Source organism: Staphylococcus sp. HMSC068C09, from assembly GCF_001813735.1.
In the GTDB taxonomy this organism is placed as follows: Bacteria; Bacillota; Bacilli; order Staphylococcales; family Staphylococcaceae; genus Staphylococcus; species Staphylococcus hominis.
In genome coordinates this window covers 45465-67290 of record NZ_KV813756.1, presented here as the reverse complement: position 1 = coordinate 67290, position 21826 = coordinate 45465, and the positions used below count along the sequence as shown (strand labels likewise).

General features: G+C 29.9%; 18 protein-coding genes. 5 read left to right on the top strand and 13 right to left on the bottom strand.

The features are described 5' to 3' along the window. Positions 1 to 79 precede the first annotated feature (79 nt). The 7 genes from HMPREF2930_RS05055 to nrdI all read right to left on the bottom strand — a co-directional run bounded on the left by HMPREF2930_RS05055 (position 80) and on the right by nrdI (position 7638). Complete coding sequence (locus HMPREF2930_RS05055; RefSeq protein ID WP_017175940.1) at positions 80 to 1114, bottom strand: ferrated catecholamine ABC transporter substrate-binding lipoprotein SstD; 1035 nt, start codon at positions 1112 to 1114, stop codon at positions 80 to 82. 106 nt (positions 1115 to 1220) lie between these two features. Then, on the bottom strand, positions 1221 to 1991 hold the full coding sequence (locus HMPREF2930_RS05050; protein ID WP_017175941.1) for an iron ABC transporter ATP-binding protein: 771 nt from the start codon (positions 1989 to 1991) through the stop codon (positions 1221 to 1223). Beyond that, entirely contained in the window at positions 1988 to 2947 is a 960-nt protein-coding gene (locus tag HMPREF2930_RS05045) for an iron chelate uptake ABC transporter family permease subunit (RefSeq protein ID WP_017175942.1), read from the bottom strand. Before HMPREF2930_RS05045 ends, HMPREF2930_RS05050 begins: the two co-directional genes overlap by 4 nt. After that, on the bottom strand, positions 2937 to 3905 hold the full coding sequence (locus HMPREF2930_RS05040) for an ABC transporter permease (RefSeq protein ID WP_017175943.1): 969 nt from the start codon (positions 3903 to 3905) through the stop codon (positions 2937 to 2939). Before HMPREF2930_RS05040 ends, HMPREF2930_RS05045 begins: the two co-directional genes overlap by 11 nt. 184 nt (positions 3906 to 4089) lie before the next feature. After that, positions 4090 to 5058 carry a class 1b ribonucleoside-diphosphate reductase subunit beta gene (gene nrdF, locus HMPREF2930_RS05035; RefSeq protein ID WP_002455627.1) on the bottom strand — a complete coding sequence of 323 codons (969 nt, stop codon included), beginning with the start codon at positions 5056 to 5058 and terminating at the stop codon, positions 4090 to 4092. 113 nt (positions 5059 to 5171) lie between these two features. Next, positions 5172 to 7277 carry a class 1b ribonucleoside-diphosphate reductase subunit alpha gene (gene nrdE / locus HMPREF2930_RS05030; protein WP_017175944.1) on the bottom strand — a complete coding sequence of 702 codons (2106 nt, stop codon included), beginning with the start codon at positions 7275 to 7277 and terminating at the stop codon, positions 5172 to 5174. Continuing rightward, positions 7240 to 7638 (bottom strand): class Ib ribonucleoside-diphosphate reductase assembly flavoprotein NrdI, encoded by a 399-nt coding sequence (gene nrdI / locus HMPREF2930_RS05025; protein WP_017175945.1) that lies wholly within the window; start codon positions 7636 to 7638, stop codon positions 7240 to 7242. The genes nrdE and nrdI overlap by 38 nt, the downstream gene beginning before the upstream one ends. 737 nt (positions 7639 to 8375) lie before the next feature. Between nrdI and HMPREF2930_RS05020 the strand changes: the two genes are divergently transcribed. The 4 genes from HMPREF2930_RS05020 to HMPREF2930_RS05005 all read left to right on the top strand — a co-directional run bounded on the left by HMPREF2930_RS05020 (position 8376) and on the right by HMPREF2930_RS05005 (position 12612). Then, positions 8376 to 9242 carry a DMT family transporter gene (locus tag HMPREF2930_RS05020; RefSeq protein ID WP_002449096.1) on the top strand — a complete coding sequence of 289 codons (867 nt, stop codon included), beginning with the start codon at positions 8376 to 8378 and terminating at the stop codon, positions 9240 to 9242. Between the two features lie 10 nt (positions 9243 to 9252). Then, entirely contained in the window at positions 9253 to 9753 is a 501-nt protein-coding gene (gene queF / locus HMPREF2930_RS05015) for a preQ(1) synthase (RefSeq protein WP_002449091.1), read from the top strand. 300 nt (positions 9754 to 10053) lie between these two features. Continuing rightward, complete coding sequence (locus HMPREF2930_RS05010; protein WP_017175947.1) at positions 10054 to 11559, top strand: S-Cys-Gly-3M3SH uptake peptide MFS transporter; 1506 nt, start codon at positions 10054 to 10056, stop codon at positions 11557 to 11559. Positions 11560 to 11688: 129 nt separating this feature from the next. After that, on the top strand, positions 11689 to 12612 hold the full coding sequence (locus HMPREF2930_RS05005) for a diacylglycerol/lipid kinase family protein (protein ID WP_017175948.1): 924 nt from the start codon (positions 11689 to 11691) through the stop codon (positions 12610 to 12612). A 62-nt stretch (positions 12613 to 12674) separates the two neighbouring features. Here HMPREF2930_RS05005 and HMPREF2930_RS05000 read toward each other — a convergent pair whose 3' ends face one another. From HMPREF2930_RS05000 to HMPREF2930_RS04975, 6 genes are all read right to left on the bottom strand, one after another. Further along, a complete protein-coding gene (locus tag HMPREF2930_RS05000; RefSeq protein WP_017175949.1) occupies positions 12675 to 13211 on the bottom strand; it encodes a 5' nucleotidase, NT5C type in 537 nt (178 codons plus the stop codon). A 94-nt stretch (positions 13212 to 13305) separates the two neighbouring features. Beyond that, the gene (gene hisC / locus HMPREF2930_RS04995; protein WP_017175950.1) at positions 13306 to 14361 is read right to left on the bottom strand and encodes a histidinol-phosphate transaminase; all 1056 of its coding nucleotides are present in this window, start codon (positions 14359 to 14361) and stop codon (positions 13306 to 13308) included. A gap of 135 nt (positions 14362 to 14496) precedes the next feature. Continuing rightward, entirely contained in the window at positions 14497 to 16011 is a 1515-nt protein-coding gene (locus HMPREF2930_RS04990; RefSeq protein ID WP_017175951.1) for an ABC transporter permease/substrate-binding protein, read from the bottom strand. Between the two features lie 3 nt (positions 16012 to 16014). Continuing rightward, entirely contained in the window at positions 16015 to 16971 is a 957-nt protein-coding gene (locus tag HMPREF2930_RS04985) for an ABC transporter ATP-binding protein (protein ID WP_017175952.1), read from the bottom strand. Positions 16972 to 17160: 189 nt separating this feature from the next. Then, positions 17161 to 18939 (bottom strand): DNA helicase RecQ, encoded by a 1779-nt coding sequence (gene recQ / locus HMPREF2930_RS04980; RefSeq protein WP_017175953.1) that lies wholly within the window; start codon positions 18937 to 18939, stop codon positions 17161 to 17163. 13 nt (positions 18940 to 18952) lie between these two features. Continuing rightward, positions 18953 to 20833, bottom strand: coding sequence for an ABC-F family ATP-binding cassette domain-containing protein (locus HMPREF2930_RS04975; RefSeq protein WP_017175954.1), 1881 nt, complete (start codon positions 20831 to 20833; stop codon positions 18953 to 18955). A gap of 111 nt (positions 20834 to 20944) precedes the next feature. On the opposite strand from HMPREF2930_RS04975, the gene HMPREF2930_RS04970 reads away from it, so the two are divergent. Further along, on the top strand, positions 20945 to 21763 hold the full coding sequence (locus HMPREF2930_RS04970) for a ZIP family metal transporter (RefSeq protein WP_002455634.1): 819 nt from the start codon (positions 20945 to 20947) through the stop codon (positions 21761 to 21763). Positions 21764 to 21826 lie beyond the last annotated feature (63 nt).

Sequence of the window (21826 nt, the reverse complement as noted above, 5' to 3'; positions counted from 1 at the left end):
ATAATAAACTCATTTACTGGCTATTTTTCTAGGATGTATGTCCCACTCTTTTATTTATTCTAAACTTAATATCCTAGATTTATTTTTTAGTTTTATCAATTACTTTTTCTAATTCATCAATCTGTTTTACTGTTGTTGTTGTTGAGCCTGAAGCAAAATACCATAATTTAGGATCTAATTCATAAACATTGTTATTTTTAACTGCTGTTACATCTTTAATAACATCATTTTTTAATACTTGTTTAGCTGTCGATTTTCCACCCACAACTGACCCGCGATCCATTGCTAAAATGATATCTGGATCATGATTACTGATATATTCATTATTAATGTTTTGACCATGTGGACTTATTTTAACGTGTTTATCTGCTGGTTTAAAGCCTAGTGTATTAAATACCAAATCACCAAATCTTCCGCCTGGTCCGAATGTAGAAAGTTCTCCTTCATTAACTAAAAGATACATTACAGATTTATCGAAATTCTTAGTTTGTTTTTTCATATCTGAAATTTTTTGATCTAATTTTGTATTCATATCTTTTGCTTTATCTTCTTTGTTATAAATTTTACCTAGATTTTCTGTGTTCTTTTTCATATCTTTAATATAATGATCTTCACTTGCGCCTACATAGACAACTTTAGCTTTAGGCGCTGCTTTTTTAAACTCATCTAGATTTTTCTGAGTGGCTGCTCTACTTGAAATATAAATAACATCCGGTTTAGCTTCAGCTATTTTATCGAAATTTATTTCTTTTAAATTACCAGTATTAATATATTTATCCTTTTTAAATTCACTTAGAAAACTTGGTAAAGATTCATTATTTTCGCCTTTTGGTAAGCCTTTCACTTTATCAGCTACACCCATATCTTTCAAAACATCTAATGCTCCATAATCTAGAACAACCGCGTTCTTAGGATTTTTAGGCACTTTCACAGTGTTACTAATTTTTTTATCCTCATTACTACTTTCGTCATTTCCACTTGCTGAAAAGCTATTTTTAATTGAAACTGTATCTTTTGAATCATTTTCATTATTTGATTTATTACCAGAATTATTACTACACGCTGATAATACTAAAGCTAAAGTTAAGACTAAAAATAAGACTGTTTTCTTCATATGTATTTCTCCTTTTATAAGTTAAATTTGGCACTCAATTTTTCAACTATTTTCTTTTATATTTTCTAAGCATCACCCCTTTAAATATAAAAATATTTATCTCATTTTAAAAGATAACCTCATCATAGTATAAACAAATACGTTGGCCTCTAATTTCTTCTACATGAACATCCATTTCATACAAATCTCTTAACACATTTGTTTCAATTATACTATCTTTTGGGCCAGATTTAACAATTTCACCTTTCTTTAGTGCAACAATGTAATCTGAATAACAAGATGCAAAATTAATATCGTGGAGTACAATAACAATCGTTTTATTTAAATCGCGACACAATGTTCGAAGTATCTGCATAATTTGAACTGAATGTTTCATATCTAAATTATTTAACGGTTCATCTAACAAAATGTATTCTGTATCTTGAGCAATTGTCATAGCAATATACGCACGTTGTCTTTGTCCTCCAGATAGTGTTTTTATATTTCTATCTTTGATTTCCCTTAGATGTAGTAAATCAATGGCATATGCAACTTTCTCATGATCTTCTTTTTTCATTCGACCTTTTGAATAAGGAAAACGCCCAAAATTTACAAGCTGTTCTACAGTGATATTCATATCAGTATGATTTGTTTGTTTTAAAATACTTAACTTTTTTGCTAATTCATCACTTTTATAATCATCAATTAATTTATTTTCAATATTAATTGTACCGTTCTGATATTCAAATAATCGACTTACTGCTGATAGAAGTGTACTTTTTCCTGCTCCATTTGGACCTATCAAAGAGGTTAACTTACCCTTTTGTATATCAACATTTATATCTTTCAAAATAGATTTACTCTGAATTTTTTTATCTAAATTTCTAATCTGAATCAATCTTCATTCCTCCTTTTAATAAGTAAGTATATGAAGTAAATACCTCCAACTAAATCTATAATAAGACTAAATTCAGTGGTAGCTTTAAACATATTTTCTATAATCCACTGAGCTATAAATAAACTAATCCAACTTATAAGAATCGTTGCGGGTAAAATATATTTATGTTCATATGTTTTCATGAATTCATGCGCTAAATTGACTGTTAATAATCCTAAAAATGTAACAGGACCTACTAAAGCAGTAGATATTGATACTAATAAAGCCACTAAAATTAATAAAAGTTTTGTCATTTTTTCATATGATACACCTAAGTTAATAGACTGATCTTTCCCTAGTAATAACACATCTAAATAAGGTCTTAATATAAAAGCAATTACAATTAAAATAATTAAAAGTATACTTGAAATAAGAACAAGTTTAGAATTAGAAGCGTCAAAACTTGCAAACATCGCACTTTGAACGGTTAAAAAGTCATCTGGATTCATAATAAGTTGAATAAATCCAGTGATACTACGGAAAAATGTTCCTAATACTACCCCAACAAGTAAAATAAAATAAACCGAAAAATGTCCTAATTTAAACATGCCTTGAAATAATACTAAAGAAAACAGAACCATCACTATGAGAGTTAGAAGAAAATTCAAATAAGTATTTGTCACTACACTGGCTTGTGTACCTAATAAGAACACAGGCAAGACTTTAATAAATAAATAAACTGAGTCTAATCCCATAATTGAAGGAGTAAGTAATCTATTCGCAGTGATAGATTGGAAAATAACAACTGCCGTACTAATAGATCCACCAACAAGTAAAATTAAAACTAATTTTCTTATTCGACTTTCAAACTGATATTGAAAAATTTCAAAATCCAAACCTACTAGTAAGTAGAAAGCAGCCATGCAAATCGTAAAAAGAAAAAGAATTAATATTTTTTTATTAGCACTAATTTGCATAATTATTTCTACCTTTCATCAATAAAACTAAGAAAATAATCGTTCCAAATACTCCTATTGTTAAACCAATATTTATTTCATAAGGGTAAACAATTAATCTACCAATAATATCGGAAAACAATACAAATATAGAACCTAGCATTAATGTATGAGGTAATGCATTTTTCAAGTGGTCGCCTCTATACATTGAAATAATATTAGGAACAATTAAACCTAAAAATGGTAATGTTCCAACTGTCACGACAACTAATGCTGTCAATGTTGCAGTGATTAAAAGCGCAATATTTATAATTTGTTCATATTTAACACCTAAATTATGACTAAAATCTTTGCCCATTCCAGCAATCGTAAAGTGATTGGCAAATATATAAGCGATAATTAATAAAGGAATAGCTAAATATAAAATTTCATAACGGCCGCTTGTAATAACAGCAAAATTCCCATTCAACCAATTATTAATACTTTGTAGTGCATTCGTTCTTAATGCTATAAAAGTGGTAAAACTTGAAACAATGCCACCAATCATAATACCTAAGAGCGGGACAAAAATAACTTCTTTCACTTTTATAAAATTGATTAGTTTAACGAATAAAAATGTTCCTCCTAGGCTTAATGCAACTGCAAAAGTCAATTTGATCAATATATGACCTTTTGGGAAAAATATGAGTGAAAGTAATATTCCTAATTTTGCCCATTCCATTGTTCCAGCTGTAGTAGGACTTACAAATTTATTTTGCATCATCTGTTGCATAACTAGTCCTGCTAAAGCAAGAGAACTTCCAGATAAAAGAATACTTATAGTTCTAGGAATACGACTAGAAAATAAAATATTTTTCTGATTATCTGACAAATGAAAAAGATCAGTTATTGATAATTGACTTACGCCAATAAATAAAGAAAGTATACTTAATATCACTAAAATGATTAATAATGTATAACCTTTGAATAGAAACCTCATTCGTAATGCTCCTTAGTATATATACCATTTCCATTGAAAATGATTATCATTTAACTATATATTAAATTGTCATAATAAATTTTTCAATAGTAATACTAATATTCTTTTATTTTTTATAGAGAAATTAAAAAAACTAATTGCAGTGATGATTCTACAATTAGTTTTTCTAAAATTAGTTATTATTCTAATCTTCAAAAATAAAATCTTCGTCTTGTAAAGCTTCCACGTTAAGTGCTAATGTATAGCCGTCTCCTTTTACTGAGAAAAAGTCATGATTTTTTGTTGATGTATCTAATGCATTTTCAATAATAGGATTAAACTCTTTTTCTTCAAAATAAGGTTCAAATCCTAAGTTTGATAAAGCTTTATTCCCATTATATTGTACATAATTTAATACATCTTCAGTTAAACCGATATCATCATATAGCATATGTGTATATGAGACCTCATTTTTATATAGTTCTTCTAACAATTTATACATTTCTTTATCAGCTTTTTGCTTTTCATTTTCTGATAGCTCATTACGTAAACTTTGAGCATCTAAACCGGTAAAAACTCCATGAATTGATTCATCAAGTAAAATTTTTCTAATAATTTCACCAGAAGTTGTCATTTTTCCTTGACCCGCAAGATAAAGTGGATAATAGAAACCAGAATAGAACAAGAACGTTTCTAAGAAAACACTTGAAACTCTTGCCATATATTGATCAAAAATAGAGGCTTCTTTTCCCCAAAGTTTATGATAATTAGAGATAATTTTATCAGATTTATATTTTAAATGAGGCTCTTCAATTACCCAAGTATCTAATAGATAATTTGTTTCACTAGATGGAAGTAACGTTGTAAAAATATGTGAATAACTTTTAGCATGAATTTGTTCCATCATTTGCATAAATGAATAAACTGCTTTTTTACGTAAATCCGTTGTATGTAGCATAATTAATGGCATACCATCATCCGCTTGATGTGTATCTAATCCAGTTAAACCTGCTAAAGCACGTTTAAACGTATTTTTTTCATCCTCTGTTAGTGTCTTCCAACTTGCTATATCCTTTGAAACTTTAAATTCTGTTTCTACCCACATTTGTGAAATGTTTTGACGCCAAAACATATTTGTCATATCTTCTTGAGTATTCCAATTGACGGCCTTCATTAATAAAATCCTCCTCTATTTATTAACCATTACATTATTTAAGAGGATAAGATTAAAATGCTTCTCTATGAGAATAATTTAATCTTTCCTCTAAATATTTATTTCACTATTAATTAAATTGCACAACTTGTACATTCTTCAACACTTAATAATTTATTACGTGTATAGTATAAAGATTTCAATCCTTTGTGATGTGCGTATACGTATAATCGTGACAATTCACGTGTTGAAATTTCAGAATTAACATATAAAATTGTTGAAATCCCTTGGTCCACATGTGTTTGAATTGTTGAAATTAAATCTATAAGTTTCATTTGATCAGTATTAAATGCTGATTTATAGTACCACATTGTTTCAGGTGATAAGAAAGGCATTGGATAAAATGTTTCAGCATTTCCATACGTACGTCGTTCAATTTGATCTACGATTGGCATGACCGAACTAGTTGCATTCTGAACATATGAAATACTTTGAGTTGGTGCAATAGCTAATCGATAAGCATGATATAAACCATATTCTTGTACTTGTTGTTGTAATGATTTCCAGTCTTCTGATGTAGGAATGTGCATATTAGCAAATAATTCTTTTACTTTTTCAAATTGTGGCACGAACTCTTGTGATGTATAAAAATCAAAATATTTGCCACTTGCATAATCTGATTTATCAAAATCTTGATATGCTTCTCCACGTTCTTTAGCAATTTCCATAGAACGTTCAATTGAATAATAGTTCATCATCATAAAGAAAATATTAGCAAAATCTTTGGCTTCTTCAGATTCATAGCCAATTTTATTTTTCGCTAAATAGCCATGTAAGTTCATTACACCTAAACCTACAGAATGTAACTCATTATTTGCTTTTTTCACACCTGGTGCATTTTGAATATTTGCTTCGTCACTTACTACTGTTAATGCATCCATTCCAGTATGTACTGAATCTCTGAATTTACCCGTTTCCATTACATTCACTATGTTCAATGAACCTAAATTACATGAAATATCACGTTTAATTTCATCTTCAATTCCATAGTCATTAATAATTGACGTTTCCTGTAATTGGAAAATTTCAGTACATAAATTACTCATTTTAATTTGACCAATATTTGAATTCGCATGTACTTTATTCGCATTATCTTTAAACATTAAATATGGATAGCCTGATTGCAGTTGTGTTTGAGCAATCATATTCAACATTTCTCGTGCATCTTTTTTCTTTTTAAGAACATTAGGATTAGCTACAAGTTCATCATAATATTTTTCAATATCAATATCGTCTAATGTCACTCCATATTCTTGTTTTACAGTATGAGGTGCAAACATATAAAAGTCTTTACCTTCTTTAGCTAAATCAAAGAATTTAGATGGAACAATAAGACCAGTGGAAATTGTTGATAGACGTAAGTCTTCATCGGCATTTACTTTTTTAGTATCTAAGAATTCTTCAACATCATAATGGAAAATGTTTAAATATACTGCTCCAGCTCCAGGACGTTGACCTAATTGATCAGCATAACTAAATCCACCCTCTAATGCTTTTGCTACAGGTAATACACCTTTAGCTACGCCTTTAATACCTTTAATTGCTTCACCACGTGCACGTAATTTAGATAAATTGATAGCCACGCCACCACCAATTTTACTTAATTGTTTAGCAGTAGAATCTATGAAATTAATTGAGTTTAGACTATCATCAACTTCTAGTAAAAAACATGAAACAAGCTCTCCACGACGTGCGCGTCCTGCATTTAAAAATGTAGGTGTAGCAGGTTGATAACGTTGTTCAATCATCGCTAAAATAAATTGTTTAGCTTGTTCTTTATTACCATCTGCTAAATATAGAGCAACTATGGCAACATGTTGATTATAGTCTTCTAAGTACTTAGATTTATCATTTGTTTTTAAAGCATAATCTTTATAAAATTTGCTTGCAGACATATAACTAGCAAATTCAAAATTAATAGATTTTGCGAATTCGATAATTTCTATTAAATCTTCTTCGCTATACTTCTTAAATACATTAAAGTAAAAATGATTATCTACTAAGTAATGTAAACGTTCAATTTCACTATCAAAGTAAATTGTTTTATCGCTAATTTCTTCTAAGTAAACGTTTAAAGCTTCTTGATCTTTCTCAAGATTAAAAAAGCCATTGTCTTTACGTTTAGTTACTTCATTGTTTAGTTCAATATGATTGTACTTTTTCTCGTCCATAATCTTCATTGAAATGCCCCACCTTATCTCTAAATTCGATAACATCTTTATTTGTACCTTGAACCTCAAATTTCATTAATAAAGGCACATGGTATGTTTCAGAAATTGTTCGACCTGCTTTCGCAAAGTTTTGTCCCCAGTTACGATTACCACTAGCAGCAACAGCACGTATATGGGCATGATTAACTTCTAGAAAAGACTGTACTTCCTTAGGAACTTCACCAAAACCAATTGTACCTGTAACTAAAATATAAGGTTCTTCTATTCTATCCTTACAATTGTCTTTATTGATTTCTAATACATTTTTAATTTCACTACGTTTTATAAATCTTCGTACATTTCCTGAAAAAGAGAAATAAACTACTTTCATAGGAACGCCCTCTTTCGACAATCTTATTAATTAAAAAGAAGTTCTCTTAGTCTTATAAGAAAACTTACTTTTAGAACGAATATCATTTCGTTAACTTAATCAAGTTAATACTACATATTGTGTTTCTAATTATTAATCTTTAAAAATCATTATTTATAAATCGTTCATGTAAATAGTGTAGATTCCGAAAAAACTAATCCAAATAAGTGTGAAATTGCTACTAAAATGAATTATTCATACAATCTTTCTATTTTCCTCAAACACAACATATTGTGTCTCAATTCAAAACCCAACACTATATTCTGTGTTTCATTATACATAAATGATACCCTAATTAAAAGTTAATATTTGATGTCAAATGTTCGTGAAATCGGTTAAAGGTGCATCATAGCTATATTAAAAACTAAGAAAATTTTATTTTAGTTTTTTTAAGGTATTTCACTTGATTTTTTGCCTACCATTACTAAACCTTATTCATTCGGGATTTCTAGTACATAAGAATGTAAATCATAATATATTGCTAACCATTTATTAAAAAAATAACTCATTTTTTATATTAAAAGCCGAATGAATTTCTATTTTACGAATTAAAAATTTAGAGTATATTTAATCGCATTAAGAACATATGTTCGTTATCATTATAGTTTTTCTTTTTTATCTTTGCAAGTACTTATGCATCCACAAATAAATTATGCTAATATATAGACGTTAAATTTTTATAAATGAGGAGATATGCTTTGAATCCTAAGGTAAAAGGTATTATTGCTATTTTAATTTCTGCTATTGGTTTTAGCTTTATGTCTGTTTTTTTTAGACTAGCCGGAGACTTACCTGTATTTCAAAAATCTTTAGCAAGAAATTTGGTAGCCATGTTTATTCCATTATTTTTCATAATAAAATATAGGCAACCTATATTGGGTAAAATGAGTAGTCAACCCCTTTTAATGACTAGATCGACGTTAGGTCTTATAGGGGTATTACTAAATATTTACGCTATTGATCACATGGTGTTAAGTGATGCTGATACTTTAATGAAGCTTAACCCTTTTTGGACTATTTTATTAAGTTTAATATTTTTAAAAGAGAATATTAAAAGGTATCAAATTATAGCTATGTTAATTGCTATTTTTGGTATGTTATTCATTGTTAAACCAGAATTTTCTTCAACTATGTTCTCTTCTTTAGCCGGTTTATTCTCAGGTATCTTCGCTGCATCTGCATATACTTGTGTACGAGCATTAAGTAAACGTGAAGCACCTTATACTATTGTATTTTATTTTTCATTATTTTCAGTCATCGTTCTTATTCCATTCTCTATTGCAACATATGAACCGATGACAAAGTTACAAATTATATATTTATTAGGAGCTGGATTATCAGCGGCAGTAGGACAAATTGGTATTACATTAGCATATAGTTTTGCTCCAGCAAAAGACATTTCTATTTTTACGTATGCTTCTATATTATTTACTGCATTATTTGGCTTTATATTATTCGGAGAAACACCAGATTTCTATGCATTTATAGGTTATATCATCATTATTGGCGCTAGTTACTTTATGTTTGAAAAAGCACGTAGACAATCTAATACATCTAACAATTAGGAGGAAAATTATGACACAAGGTCGCAATAAAGAAGAATTACAAGATATTACATTATTAGGCAATCAAAATAATAAATATGAATTTGACTATACACCTCAAGTACTCGAAACTTTTGATAATAAACATCAAGGAAGAGATTATTTTGTAAAGTTTAATTGTCCAGAATTCACTTCTCTTTGCCCTATCACTGGACAACCCGATTTTGCTACAATTTATATTTCATATATACCAAATATAAAAATGGTAGAATCAAAATCACTAAAATTATATTTATTTAGTTTTAGAAATCATGGTGATTTTCACGAAGATTGTATGAATATTATCATGAATGACTTAATTGACTTAATGGATCCTCATTATATAGAAGTATGGGGTAAGTTCACGCCACGTGGAGGCATTTCAATAGATCCATATACAAATTATGGTCGTCCAAACTCTAAATATGAAAAGATGGCCGAACATCGTTTAATGAATCACGATATGTATCCTGAAAAAATAGACAATCGATAACATGTTTTTTAACTCCTTTTATTTTTACTAATGTAATATAAAAGGAGTCATTTTTATTCTAGATTTTTTTAATAAACTATTGCGATTTATTAAATTAAAGCGTATTTTAATATTATCGCTAAAATTTATAAAGATATAAGTTCATGAGCAATAAAAACTTTTATTTTTATAAGTTATTATATTTTATTTGACTGAAAATTCTAAAAATTTATATTTTTAAGAAATTCTTGTGAGATGTAATTGTACAATCTTATTTACATAGTAATCAGTCATATTAGGAAAGAAAGGAGTGGGATGTTAATGGCAACAAATAACTCCCATGAACAAACAATTCAATCAATACCACAGAAAGGATTTTTCGGTCATCCTAGAGGACTAGGTGTGCTCTTTTTCGTAGAGTTTTGGGAAAGATTCAGTTACTACGGTATGCGTGCGATGCTCATATTTTATATGTATTTCGCAATACACCAAAATGGATTAGGTATTGATCAAACTACAGCAATGTCGATTATGTCAGTATATGGAGCACTTATTTACATGTCTTCTATTCCTGGCGCATGGATTGCTGATAGAATTACAGGCACACGTGGTGCTACTTTATTAGGTGCTGTACTTATTATTATTGGACATATCTGTTTAAGTTTACCATTTGCTTTATTTGGTTTATTCTCATCAATGTTCTTTATTATTATCGGATCAGGTTTAATGAAACCTAATATTTCAAATATTGTAGGTCGTTTATATCCTGAAAATGATACACGTATTGATGCAGGTTTCGTTATTTTCTATATGTCTGTTAACTTAGGTGCATTAATTTCACCTATTATACTGCAACATTTTGTAGATATACGTAATTTCCATGGTGGCTTCCTTCTAGCAGCTATTGGTATGGCATTAGGTCTTGTTTGGTATTTGTTATTTAATAGAAAGAATTTAGGTAGTGTTGGAATGAAACCTACTAACCCACTATCTAAAGAAGAAAAGCGTAAATATGGAATGATTATCGGTATCATAGTAGCAATTGTGATTATCGTATTATTAGTTACATATTATACCCATACCCTTTCATTCGATTTAATTAGTAATACTGTATTAGTTCTTGGAGTAGCTTTACCAATCATTTACTTTACAACTATGCTTCGTAGTAAAGACGTTACCGATGTAGAACGTTCTCGAGTTAAAGCATTTATACCTTTATTTATTTTAGGTATGTTATTCTGGTCAATTCAAGAACAAGGTTCTAACGTTTTAAATATTTATGGTTTAGAACGTTCTGACATGCAACTCAACTTATTTGGTTGGACAACTCGATTTGGGGAAGCTTTGTTCCAATCTATCAATCCATTATTTATTTTATTATTTGCACCCGTTATTTCTATGATTTGGTTAAAAATGGGTAAAAAGCAACCTTCTTTAGCTATTAAATTTGGTATTGGTACATTACTAGCAGGTTTATCATACATTCTAATTGGATTAGTTGGTTTAGGTTATGGACATACACAATTCTCAGTTAACTGGGTTATTTTATCATATGTAATCTGTGTTATTGGGGAACTTTGTTTATCACCTACAGGTAATAGTGCTGCTGTTAAACTTGCACCTAAAGCATTTAATGCTCAAATGATGAGTGTATGGCTATTAACAAATGCTTCAGCACAAGCGATTAATGGTACATTAGTAAAATTAATTAAACCACTTGGTCAAACGAATTATTTTATTTTCTTAGGAACAGTTGCTATTGTTATTACTCTTATCATTTTAGTTTTCTCACCTAAGATTACAAAAGCTATGAAGGGTATTCACTAATTAAATACAAAATAGTAAAAAGTACTTCTAGTTATGACATCTAGAAGTATTTTTTTACTTATATATTTAAAATTATAAAATTCAGGGTAAATATTTATAATATCATTTTAAATGAAAGTAGGTTTAACTATGGAGCAACAGTATAATCATGGGGTATTATTTTACCATGAACATAGCGGGCTTAAAGATATATATGATGGATTGGGAGAAGTCGCTAAATCACTAACTCAGTTATGTAAGCATCTTTCAATACAATTAAGTGAAAATGAGGGTGACATTGAAAGATATTGTAAAGAAATAAAAGATCATACTTATAGTAATGATATTGATATCGTTTTTATATTGGGAGGAGACGGTACAGTTAACGAATTGATTAATGGTGTGATGAAATATGATCTAGATCTTCCTATAGGTATTATTCCAGGAGGAACATTTAATGATTTTACTAAAACATTAAACTTAAATCCTGACTTCAAAAAAGCTAGTGAGCAATTGTTGTCTTCACATATTGAGTCATATGATGTTATGAAAGTAAATGATAATTATGTACTTAACTTTGTCGGACTAGGACTTATTGTGCAAAATGCTGAAAATGTTCAAGAAGGACGTAAAGATATCTTTGGAAAATTAAGTTATGTTGGTTCTACTGTAAAAACACTCATGAATCCCGAACATTTTGACTATACATTGACAGTAGACGACAAAGAATATAAAGGAAATACGTCTATGCTAGTGATAGCAAATGGACCTAATATTGGTGGCAGTCGCATTCCACTTACAGATCTTTCTCCACAAGATGGAAAGTTAAATAGTTTTATATTTGAACAACAAAGTTTTAGTATTTTAAACGATATTTTCAAAAAAAGAGATAGCATGAATTGGAATGAAATTACCGAAGGAATTAATCATATTCCAGGTTCTCACATAACATTACGCACTGAACCAAATATGAAAGTAGATATTGATGGAGAAATTAATTTAGAAACACCTATCACCATTGATGTGTTACCTAAAGCAATCAATATCCTTACTTTTTCGAATGATGAGAAATAACAACTATATAATAATCAAAAGGTATGTATGAATGCTTCAAGCTTCATACATACCTTTTTACTTTAATTATTATTTAAAAACATTGCTTCTACATCTTTCCAGCCATTCACTCGTTTAAAACGTGTTTCATTTATATTATGTGCAGCCGTAAAGATAATAGGTTCTCCTTCAAAAATTTGAAGCTGACGAGGATTATCATCTATTAAATAATCTGTTTTAACAATATTTTTTCTTCCACAAAAAATAAAATGCTGTGGATCTAAAAATGGAAAATATTCTAGTAACCATTCATATTTATCATGAAATGAGGTGGGTACATCCATTGCTGCTGTAGCAATATATACATCATAATGCTCATTAAGTTTTTCTACCACCTCTTGAGCATGTGGTATCACTTTAAGATGTCTAAAAAACTCTGGCGCTCTTAAAATATCTCTTACTAACCCATCATGTTCAGGAATCACATGGTTTAATTTCTGACCATGTAACGATTCCATTGTAATTCCTAATTTAGTTTCAATATTAACTGCTTCAATAATTGCACCTAAAGTATCTGCTAATACTTCATCCATATCTATTGCTATAGATTTACGTGCCATGCTATCACTTCCTTAGTTATCTTTTGCACATTTTCAAAGTATAGCAAAAAACCTTTAATTCGTCATGAATCGCAATTAAAGGTTTTTCCTTAGTTTAATAATTAAATTGTTTTAATACTTCAATCATTTTATTATTTTGTTCTTCAAATCCAATTGTAATACGTACTCCATTAGGAAAAGGTCTAGTGATACAGCCAACGTTTAATAATTCATTATACAATGCTTGTGGCTTATCTGTTACTACAAATACAAAGTTCGTTTGACTAGGTAAAAAGTGTTTACTTTGTTCAATGTTATAGAACTTTTCACGTTCTTTTGCATTTTTTCTAGTAATCTCTTTTAAATAATCTTGATCTTCTAATGCTGCAATCGCTGCATATTCTGAAATTCGTGTCACATTAAATGGTGGACGAATGATATTCCATTTTTCAATGGCTTCATTTGTTGCCACAACATATCCTACACGTAAACCTGCTAATCCATATGCTTTAGAAAATGTTCTTAATAAAAATGCATTATCAAAGCGTTCTTGTAGTTTTAATGTATCAGGATAATCTTCAGCAGTGACGAATTCGAAATACGCTTCATCAATTAAGACTGGCACATGACTTGGAACACGTTCCAAAAATGACTCTAATTCATCATGACTAAAATATGTACCTGTAGGATTATTAGGATTACATAACCATACTAATGAGGTATCAGAATTAACCTCTTTTAAAATGCCTTCCAAATCAAATCCGCCATTTTTTAACGGTACTTTTACAACTTCAGCTGATTCAACAATCGCATTATGATAATATTGTCCAAAAGTAGCTTCACTTGTCACAATTTTATCTCCTGGTGTTAAAACTGCTCTAGAAATCATAAGTATTACTTCATCTAAACCTGCACCAAATAAAATTCGAGATTCATCAACATTTAAATGCTTACTAATTGCTTTTCGTAATGATGGAGAGCCTGTTTCCGGATAGTAGAATAACTCATCTAAGTGCGCTTCAATTGCTTCTTTTACACGAGGTGATGGTCCATATAAATTTTCATTCGATGCTAGTTTATATAACTCACCTTCTATACCAAATTTTTCTTTAAGTGCTTGCGGTGATAACCCAGGTTGATATGCCGATAATTGTTGTAATTGTTTTTTCATTTATGATCACTCCTATATAAATTAAGTTACTTTCCTTTTTCACTTATTAATTAAAATAGTACCATAAATTATCGATTTATACTTTATGTGTTAAAAAGCTCATAGATAAAATGTATCTATGAGCTTTTTACAAATTTAATGTGATAATCCTTCTTTTTCTAAATATTGTTTAGCAACTTTATATGGATCTTCATTTTTCACTGTCACTTTATAATTCATTTCTTGCATTTGTTCATCCGTAATTTTATTTGATAATTGATTTAAAGCTTTTTTAATTTCCGGATGTTCTTTTAGAAACTTTTCTTTAAACATTGGAGCACCTTGATAAGGTGGGAAAACATGTTTATCATCTTTAAGTACTACCATATCATATTGTTTTAATTCAGCATCTGTAGAATACGCATCAATAAGATTAATGTCGCCTTTCTCTACTGCCGTATAACGTAGTTTAGGTTCCATTTGTTTAATATTAGAAAGATTCAAGTTATATTTTTTAGCTACTGCTTTATAACCATCATCTCTATCTTTAAATTCCATAGTAAATCCTGGTTTAAGTTGACCTTGTACTTTACGTAAATCACCAATTGATTGTAAATTATATTGTTTAGCAAAATCTCTTTTAACAGCTAAAGCATAGGTATTATTATATTTCATTGGTTTAAGCATCGTCATATCATATTTTTTCTCTAAACTTGCTTTAGCTTGGTGATATACATCAGCTTCTTTTTTAGATTTTAGATCCTCTTTAGTAAGTTCTCCTAGTACTGTACCTGTAAATTCTAAGTACCCATCTATATCGTCTGATTTTAACGCATTAAATAAGAATGAGGTTTTACCCATACCACTTTTAACATTAACTGTATCATGTGTTTCCTCTTCAATTAATATTTTATACATATTCGTAATAATTGAAGGTTCAGAACCTAATTTTCCTGCCATAGTAATCGTTGCACCTTTTTTACCAAAGAGTGGAACAACAATAACAAGTAAGATAATTAATAGAATAATACCTAGTGTAATAAGAAGTTTTTTATAAGATAATTTCGCCATATAACGCAATATAAAATCAAATAAAATAGCTAATAATGCAGCTGGAATAGCGCCAATCAATATAAGTGCTGTATTGTTACGATCAATGCCTAATAAGATCAAATCCCCTAATCCACCTGCTCCAATTAATGCAGCTAATGTAGCAGTACCAATAATAAGCACCATAGCTGTACGTATACCTGCCATAATGACTGGCATTGCAATAGGTAACTCGACTTTAGTTAAACGTCGCATTGGTTTCATACCGATACCTTTGGCTGCTTCTGTTAGAGAAGGCTCTACTTCTTTAATACCTGTATATGTATTTCTTAAAATAGGTAATAGCGCATATACTACTAATGCAATAATTGCTGGAACTTTTCCTATACCAAAAATTGGAATCATTAATCCAAGTAAAGCAAGGGATGGAATAGTTTGTAATACCGCTGCGATATTCATTACAACTTCAGATAAACGCTTTGTTTTAGTTAAAGCAATACCAAGTGGTACTGCAATTAAAATTGCGATAAATAAAGCAATAAAAGAAATTTGTATGTGCTCAAAAATTGTTCTTAGTAATTCTCCTCTACGATCATTGAGCGTTGTTAAAAATTCGTTCATGCTTTAACCCTCCTTATCATTTTTAGATAGATAGTCAAAAACATCTTCTCTTCTTAATAATGACTGTGTTAAAGCATGATTATTTTCTACAATGACTGCTTCATGTTTAGCAAGTATCTCGTAAATATCTTGAAGTTTCATACTATCTTTTATAATTGGGTATCCTTGTTTTTCGTCATATTCAGTAAGTGTTCTTGTAAGATTTAGATCGGAGATTTTTGAATTATTGATATCTTTATGCAAGTGATCGCCCATAAACTCTCGAACAAATTGATTTTTAGGATGCTCTTGGAATCCTTCAGGTGTGTCAATTTGTTCAACACGACCATCATTTAATAAACAAATACGATCTCCTAATTTCATTGCTTCTTGTATATCGTGTGTTACAAAAATAATTGTCTTTTTAATTTTCGTTTGTAATTCTAATAAATCATCTTGTAATTTTTCTCTACTAATGGGGTCTAACGCACTAAAAGGTTCGTCCATTAATATTACTGGAGGATCAGCTGCTAATGCTCTTACCACGCCTACACGTTGACGTTGTCCTCCCGATAATTCATCTGGTTTACGATCTCGGTATGTATTTGGATCTAATCTAACCATATCTAATAATTCATCTACACGTCGATGAATATCTTTGTCTTTCCACTTTTTCATTTGAGGAACTTGTGCGATATTTTCTTTAATCGTCATATGTGGAAATAATGCGATTTGTTGTAGTACATATCCAATATCCCAACGCATCTCATAAACTGGATAATCACTCACTGGCTTATCTTTAAAATAAATGTATCCTTCACTTAACGATATTAATCGATTAATCATTTTTAAAGTAGTTGTTTTTCCACAACCTGAAGGTCCGATTAAAATAAAAAATTCTCCTTCATTAATCTTAAAACTCACATCATCAACTGCAACATTCGTTCCATAACGTTTTGTTACATTTTTAAACTCTATCATCTTGTCACCTTCATTTCCTTCACATCACTATAAAATTTATATTGCTTATTTTCTATTAAATCATGTTTATTGATAAATTCATACTTAATAGATTTAAATACTAATTATTTTTTAACAATAAAAAATAAAACAACTTAAAACATTTTTCTAGCTTCTAAGTTGTTTTATTAAGTCATATTTAATTTTTTGTTAGATATTCGTTTTATATGATTGGATTGTTTCAAGAAATTTAGGACAATAATGTTTTAACTTATAGCTTCCTACACCATCTATCGCAATCATTTCTTGTTTAGATTCTGGTTTACGTTTAGCAAACTCTTCCAATGTATAGTCAGAAAAAATACTCACAGGCGCAATATTCAACTTTTCACTTAATTGACGGCGAACTTCTACTAATTCACTATATAAAGCACGATCAACGCCTTCTATTGTATTAATGAAAACTTTTTCCTTACTTTTATGTTTAAATGGCGTCGTATACACTGTGACGTCATTATTCAATAATTCTTTCACACTTTCATCACACGTTAGAATTTCATTATATTCATTTAAAAAGCCTTTAAACCGTAACTCATCAATTAAATGACTTAACTCTGAAGTAGTATAGTCTTTCATCAATCCATGTGTTGTAAGTTGATGATAATGATTGTATTTAATATAATCACTTAATTCTCCACGTAACACTTGAATAATAACATGATAGTTTTCTTGTTGACGCATGCGTGCGATACAACTAATAATCATTTTTGCTTCATTGGTCATGTCATAAGTTTTATTTTGTTGAATGCAATTACTACATTGACCGCATTCCTCTAGACGCGCATTCGGTTCAAAATAATGTACAATTGTCGCTTCTAAGCACTTTTTCGTTTTAGTATACTGAATCATTTTAGTTAGTTTCTCGCCCATTTTATCTTTATAATCATCATCTGCTTGCGAAACAGTAATAAAATATTCATGTAATCCTTTATCTCTTTCACTAAATAATAAAATACATTCACTTTTTAAGCCATCTCGTCCTGCACGACCCGCTTCTTGATAGTATGATTCAAGATCTCCAGGCATGTTGTAATGAATAACATAACGAACATTAGATTTATCAATACCCATTCCAAATGCATTTGTTGCGATAACAACTTTAATACGATCGTATACAAAGTCATTTTGAGCTTCTTCTCTTTCTTTATTTGTTAAACCTGCATGATAAATAGCAGAAGCAATATTTATAGATTCTAGAGATTCTTGTAATTCTTCTACTTGTTTACGTGTAGAACAATAAATAATACCTGCTTGATCTTTATGAGCTTTAGCATATTCAATAACAAAGTTTTGTCTTTGATATGTCGGATTTACTTTAAAAATGAGATTACGTCTTTTGGTACTTGTTTTAATTTCATCTTCTTTTCGGATATTTAATTTTTCCATAATATCCTGTTGAACTTCGGCCGTAGCTGTAGCTGTAAGAGCTACAATCGTAAAATCTTGAGGTAGTGTAAACACTTTGTTTATGACGCTTTGATAACTAGGTCTAAAATCATGTCCCCATTTTGAAATACAGTGAGCCTCATCAAATGCAATTAAGTTAATATCAATTTGACTAAGCAACTTTAAAAAATAGTTACTTTCAAAACGTTCAGGTGCCACATATAAAAATTGAATGCCTTCAGTGATTAACTTATTTTCAATCTCAGATTGTTGTTTTTTATTTAAACTACTATTTAGATAGGCTGCTTTGATACCCATTGCTTTTAACTGATCCACTTGGTCTTTCATTAAAGAAATCAATGGACTTATTACTATCGTTGTACCACCTAACATTAAACCAGGCACTTGATAACATATTGATTTACCACCACCTGTAGGCAAGACACCTAATACATTATGATGATTTAATATTTTAGAAATTATCTCTTTTTGACCTGGTCTAAACGTATCATAACCAAAATAATGTGACAAAGTTGCTTCCATACTTACATTCCCCTTATTGCTCTTTTATTTCTTCTAATTCACTCCATCTCGTGATGTCTACATCATATGACTGCTCTAGATGTTCTTTTTCTTCATTTAATTCTTTTATTTTAGCGTAATCAGCGCTCGCTTCTACCATTTCAGCATCAATTTGCTCTAGTCTATGTTCTGTCGTTTCAATACGTTCCATTAGGGCTTCATATTCCCGTTTTTCTTTATAAGACAGTCCCGTCTTTTTACGAATGTTTGATTTAGTTTTAGGTTGTTGAGCTTGTTTTTCAAGTGTATCCTGTCGATCTTTTTCTTTTTTATAGGCCTCATAATCTTCGAATGTTCCAATAATACGTTCTAATTGGCCATCGTGAATGTACCAATATTCTTGTGCTACTTTGTTTAAAAAATAACGATCATGACTTACAGTAACTACTGACCCTCCGAATGTACTAATGTAGTCTTCTAAAATTGTTAATGTTTCAGTATCAAGATCATTGGTTGGCTCATCAAGTAACAGAACATTAGGTTGATGAACAAGCAATCTCAATAAATATAATCGTTTTTGCTCTCCACCTGATAATTTATAAATCTTTTTACCATGAGCAGCACTCGGAAATAGAAATCGCTCTAACAATTGAGTAACTGAAACTGAAGTACCATCTTTTTCTTTTGCCACTTCACTTTCTTCTCTCAAATAGTCAATCATACGTATATCACTATCCAAAGTTTCTTCTGTTTGTTTAAAATAAGCTATTTTTACAGTTTGGCCAACTTTTAATTCTCCAGAATAATCAGTATCATCTTGATTTAAAATATTTAACATTGTCGTCTTCCCTGCACCATTTGGGCCAACAATACCAATTCTTTGACCACTTTGAATGATTTCTGTTACATCTTTGAATAATATTTTATTTTGAATCTTTTTCGTTAAATGATCTAACTCAAATACTTGTTTGCCTAATCTAGAATAAGCAAGATTGAGTTGACCTTTATCTTTTTGATGATGAGATTGAACTTCTGTCTCTAAATCATTAAATCGATTAATTCGAGCTTGTTGTTTTGTCGTTCTTGCTTTTGCGCCTGTACGCATCCATGCAAGTTCTTGTTTATAAAGTGCTTTTTGCTTTTCTTGTTGTTTTTGTTCAATCACTTCATTTTCAGCTCTCATTGCAATGTAATCTTCATAGTTTCCTGGATAAGATTTAAGTTTTCCTCTATCTAATTCCACAATACGTGTAGCAATCTCATTTAAAAAATAGCGATCATGTGTCACAAATAAAACTGTATGTGGATATTGCTTAACATAGTTAATTAACCAATTAATTGATTCAAAGTCTAAATGGTTTGTAGGCTCATCTAACAATAACAAATCAGGTTGTTCAATAAGCGTCTTAGCTAAGACAACACGTTTTTGTTGTCCGCCTGATAATTCTTTAACTTTTTTAGTCGTATGATTAATACCTAATTTTGATAAAATAGTTTTAATTTCAGCATTGTAATCCCATGCATGGTGTTGATCCATAAGTTCTTGAGCTTCCATCATTTTTTTAAAATTCGCATCGTTTTGATGTTCTGTATATATAGTCACAGCTTCTTCATATGTTTTAATAATACGTAACGTATCTGTATCGGAACTTAGAACAGCTTGAAACACTGTCATATCACCATCTAAATGTTGCTTCTGTGAAGAATAACGAATACGATACTGATTAGGATGAGTTATATCGGCTGAAAAATCTTCATCTAAACCACCAATGACTTTTAATAAAGTACTTTTACCAGTACCATTTATACCTACAAGTCCAATTTTTTCATGTTCAGAAATAGAAAGATTTAAGTCATCAAAAATAACTTTATCAGCATATGATTTATTTAGTTGTTCTATTTTATACGCTTCCATATTTTTACTTCCTTTTTAATATCGAAATTTCAATATATTTCTGATAAGCTTAATTCAGTTCTATATATTATACACCTTTTTAATGCTAAATGATATAAGGAGAAAATAGATGTGATAGACTTTTTCGAAAATTTACCACCTTATCTTCAAGCACTTATTGCTGGTATTATCACTTGGTTATTAACTGCTTTAGGTGCTGCATCAGTCTTTATTTTTAAGACTGTAAACAAAAAAATTCTAACTTCTATGCAAGGTTTTGCCGCTGGAATTATGATTGCTGCAAGTTTTTGGTCTTTATTACAACCTTCCATTGATTATGGTACAAATGGTCATTTACCTGCTTGGTTACCTGCTGCGATTGGTTTTATTCTAGGTGGTGTGTTTATTAGAGGACTTGATGCAGTCATTCCACATATACACCAAAAAATCGGTGATAAAAGTCAATATCGAGAAGGCGTTAAAACTTCTTTAAGTAAAAATGCTTTACTAGTATTAGCTATCACTTTACACAATATTCCTGAAGGTTTATCAATCGGCGTAGCATTTGGTGGAATTGCAACTGGAAATGGACAAGCTACCTTTTTTGGAGCCCTTGGTTTAGCAATTGGTATTGGTATTCAGAATATTCCAGAAGGAGCTGCTTTGTCTATGCCGATTAGAGCCGCTGGTGCAACACGTTTTAAAGCATTTAATTATGGTCAAGCATCAGCAATAGTAGAACCTATTTTTGCAACTATAGGTGCCATTGCAATTATTTTTATCACTCCAGTACTACCTTATGCATTAGCTTTTGCAGCAGGAGCAATGATTTTTGTAGTTGTAGAAGAGCTTATTCCTGATTCTCAATCGGGTAATAATACAGATTTAGCTACATTAAGCTTAATGCTTGGTTTTGTAATAATGATGATATTAGACGTATCATTAGGATAATTAAATTAAAGAATAGGCCTGAGACATAATAAATTGTCTTAGGCATTTTTAATATATTGGCAG

What these genes read in the sequence shown, in the direction of transcription:
- HMPREF2930_RS04985 (WP_017175952.1), bottom strand. Translation starts at nt 16,971, where the DNA reads ATGATAGAGTTTAAAAATGTAACAAAACGTTATGGAACGAATGTTGCA.
- HMPREF2930_RS05005 (WP_017175948.1), top strand. Translation starts at nt 11,689, where the DNA reads ATGGAGCAACAGTATAATCATGGGGTATTATTTTACCATGAACATAGC.
- HMPREF2930_RS05045 (WP_017175942.1), bottom strand. Translation starts at nt 2,947, where the DNA reads ATGCAAATTAGTGCTAATAAAAAAATATTAATTCTTTTTCTTTTTACG.
- HMPREF2930_RS05000 (WP_017175949.1), bottom strand. Translation starts at nt 13,211, where the DNA reads ATGGCACGTAAATCTATAGCAATAGATATGGATGAAGTATTAGCAGAT.
- hisC (WP_017175950.1), bottom strand. Translation starts at nt 14,361, where the DNA reads ATGAAAAAACAATTACAACAATTATCGGCATATCAACCTGGGTTATCA.
- HMPREF2930_RS05055 (WP_017175940.1), bottom strand. Translation starts at nt 1,114, where the DNA reads ATGAAGAAAACAGTCTTATTTTTAGTCTTAACTTTAGCTTTAGTATTA.
- nrdI (WP_017175945.1), bottom strand. Translation starts at nt 7,638, where the DNA reads ATGAAAGTAGTTTATTTCTCTTTTTCAGGAAATGTACGAAGATTTATA.
- nrdE (WP_017175944.1), bottom strand. Translation starts at nt 7,277, where the DNA reads ATGAAGATTATGGACGAGAAAAAGTACAATCATATTGAACTAAACAAT.
- queF (WP_002449091.1), top strand. Translation starts at nt 9,253, where the DNA reads ATGACACAAGGTCGCAATAAAGAAGAATTACAAGATATTACATTATTA.
- HMPREF2930_RS04990 (WP_017175951.1), bottom strand. Translation starts at nt 16,011, where the DNA reads ATGAACGAATTTTTAACAACGCTCAATGATCGTAGAGGAGAATTACTA.
- nrdF (WP_002455627.1), bottom strand. Translation starts at nt 5,058, where the DNA reads ATGAAGGCCGTCAATTGGAATACTCAAGAAGATATGACAAATATGTTT.
- HMPREF2930_RS05040 (WP_017175943.1), bottom strand. Translation starts at nt 3,905, where the DNA reads ATGAGGTTTCTATTCAAAGGTTATACATTATTAATCATTTTAGTGATA.
- HMPREF2930_RS05010 (WP_017175947.1), top strand. Translation starts at nt 10,054, where the DNA reads ATGGCAACAAATAACTCCCATGAACAAACAATTCAATCAATACCACAG.
- HMPREF2930_RS04975 (WP_017175954.1), bottom strand. Translation starts at nt 20,833, where the DNA reads ATGGAAGCGTATAAAATAGAACAACTAAATAAATCATATGCTGATAAA.
- recQ (WP_017175953.1), bottom strand. Translation starts at nt 18,939, where the DNA reads ATGGAAGCAACTTTGTCACATTATTTTGGTTATGATACGTTTAGACCA.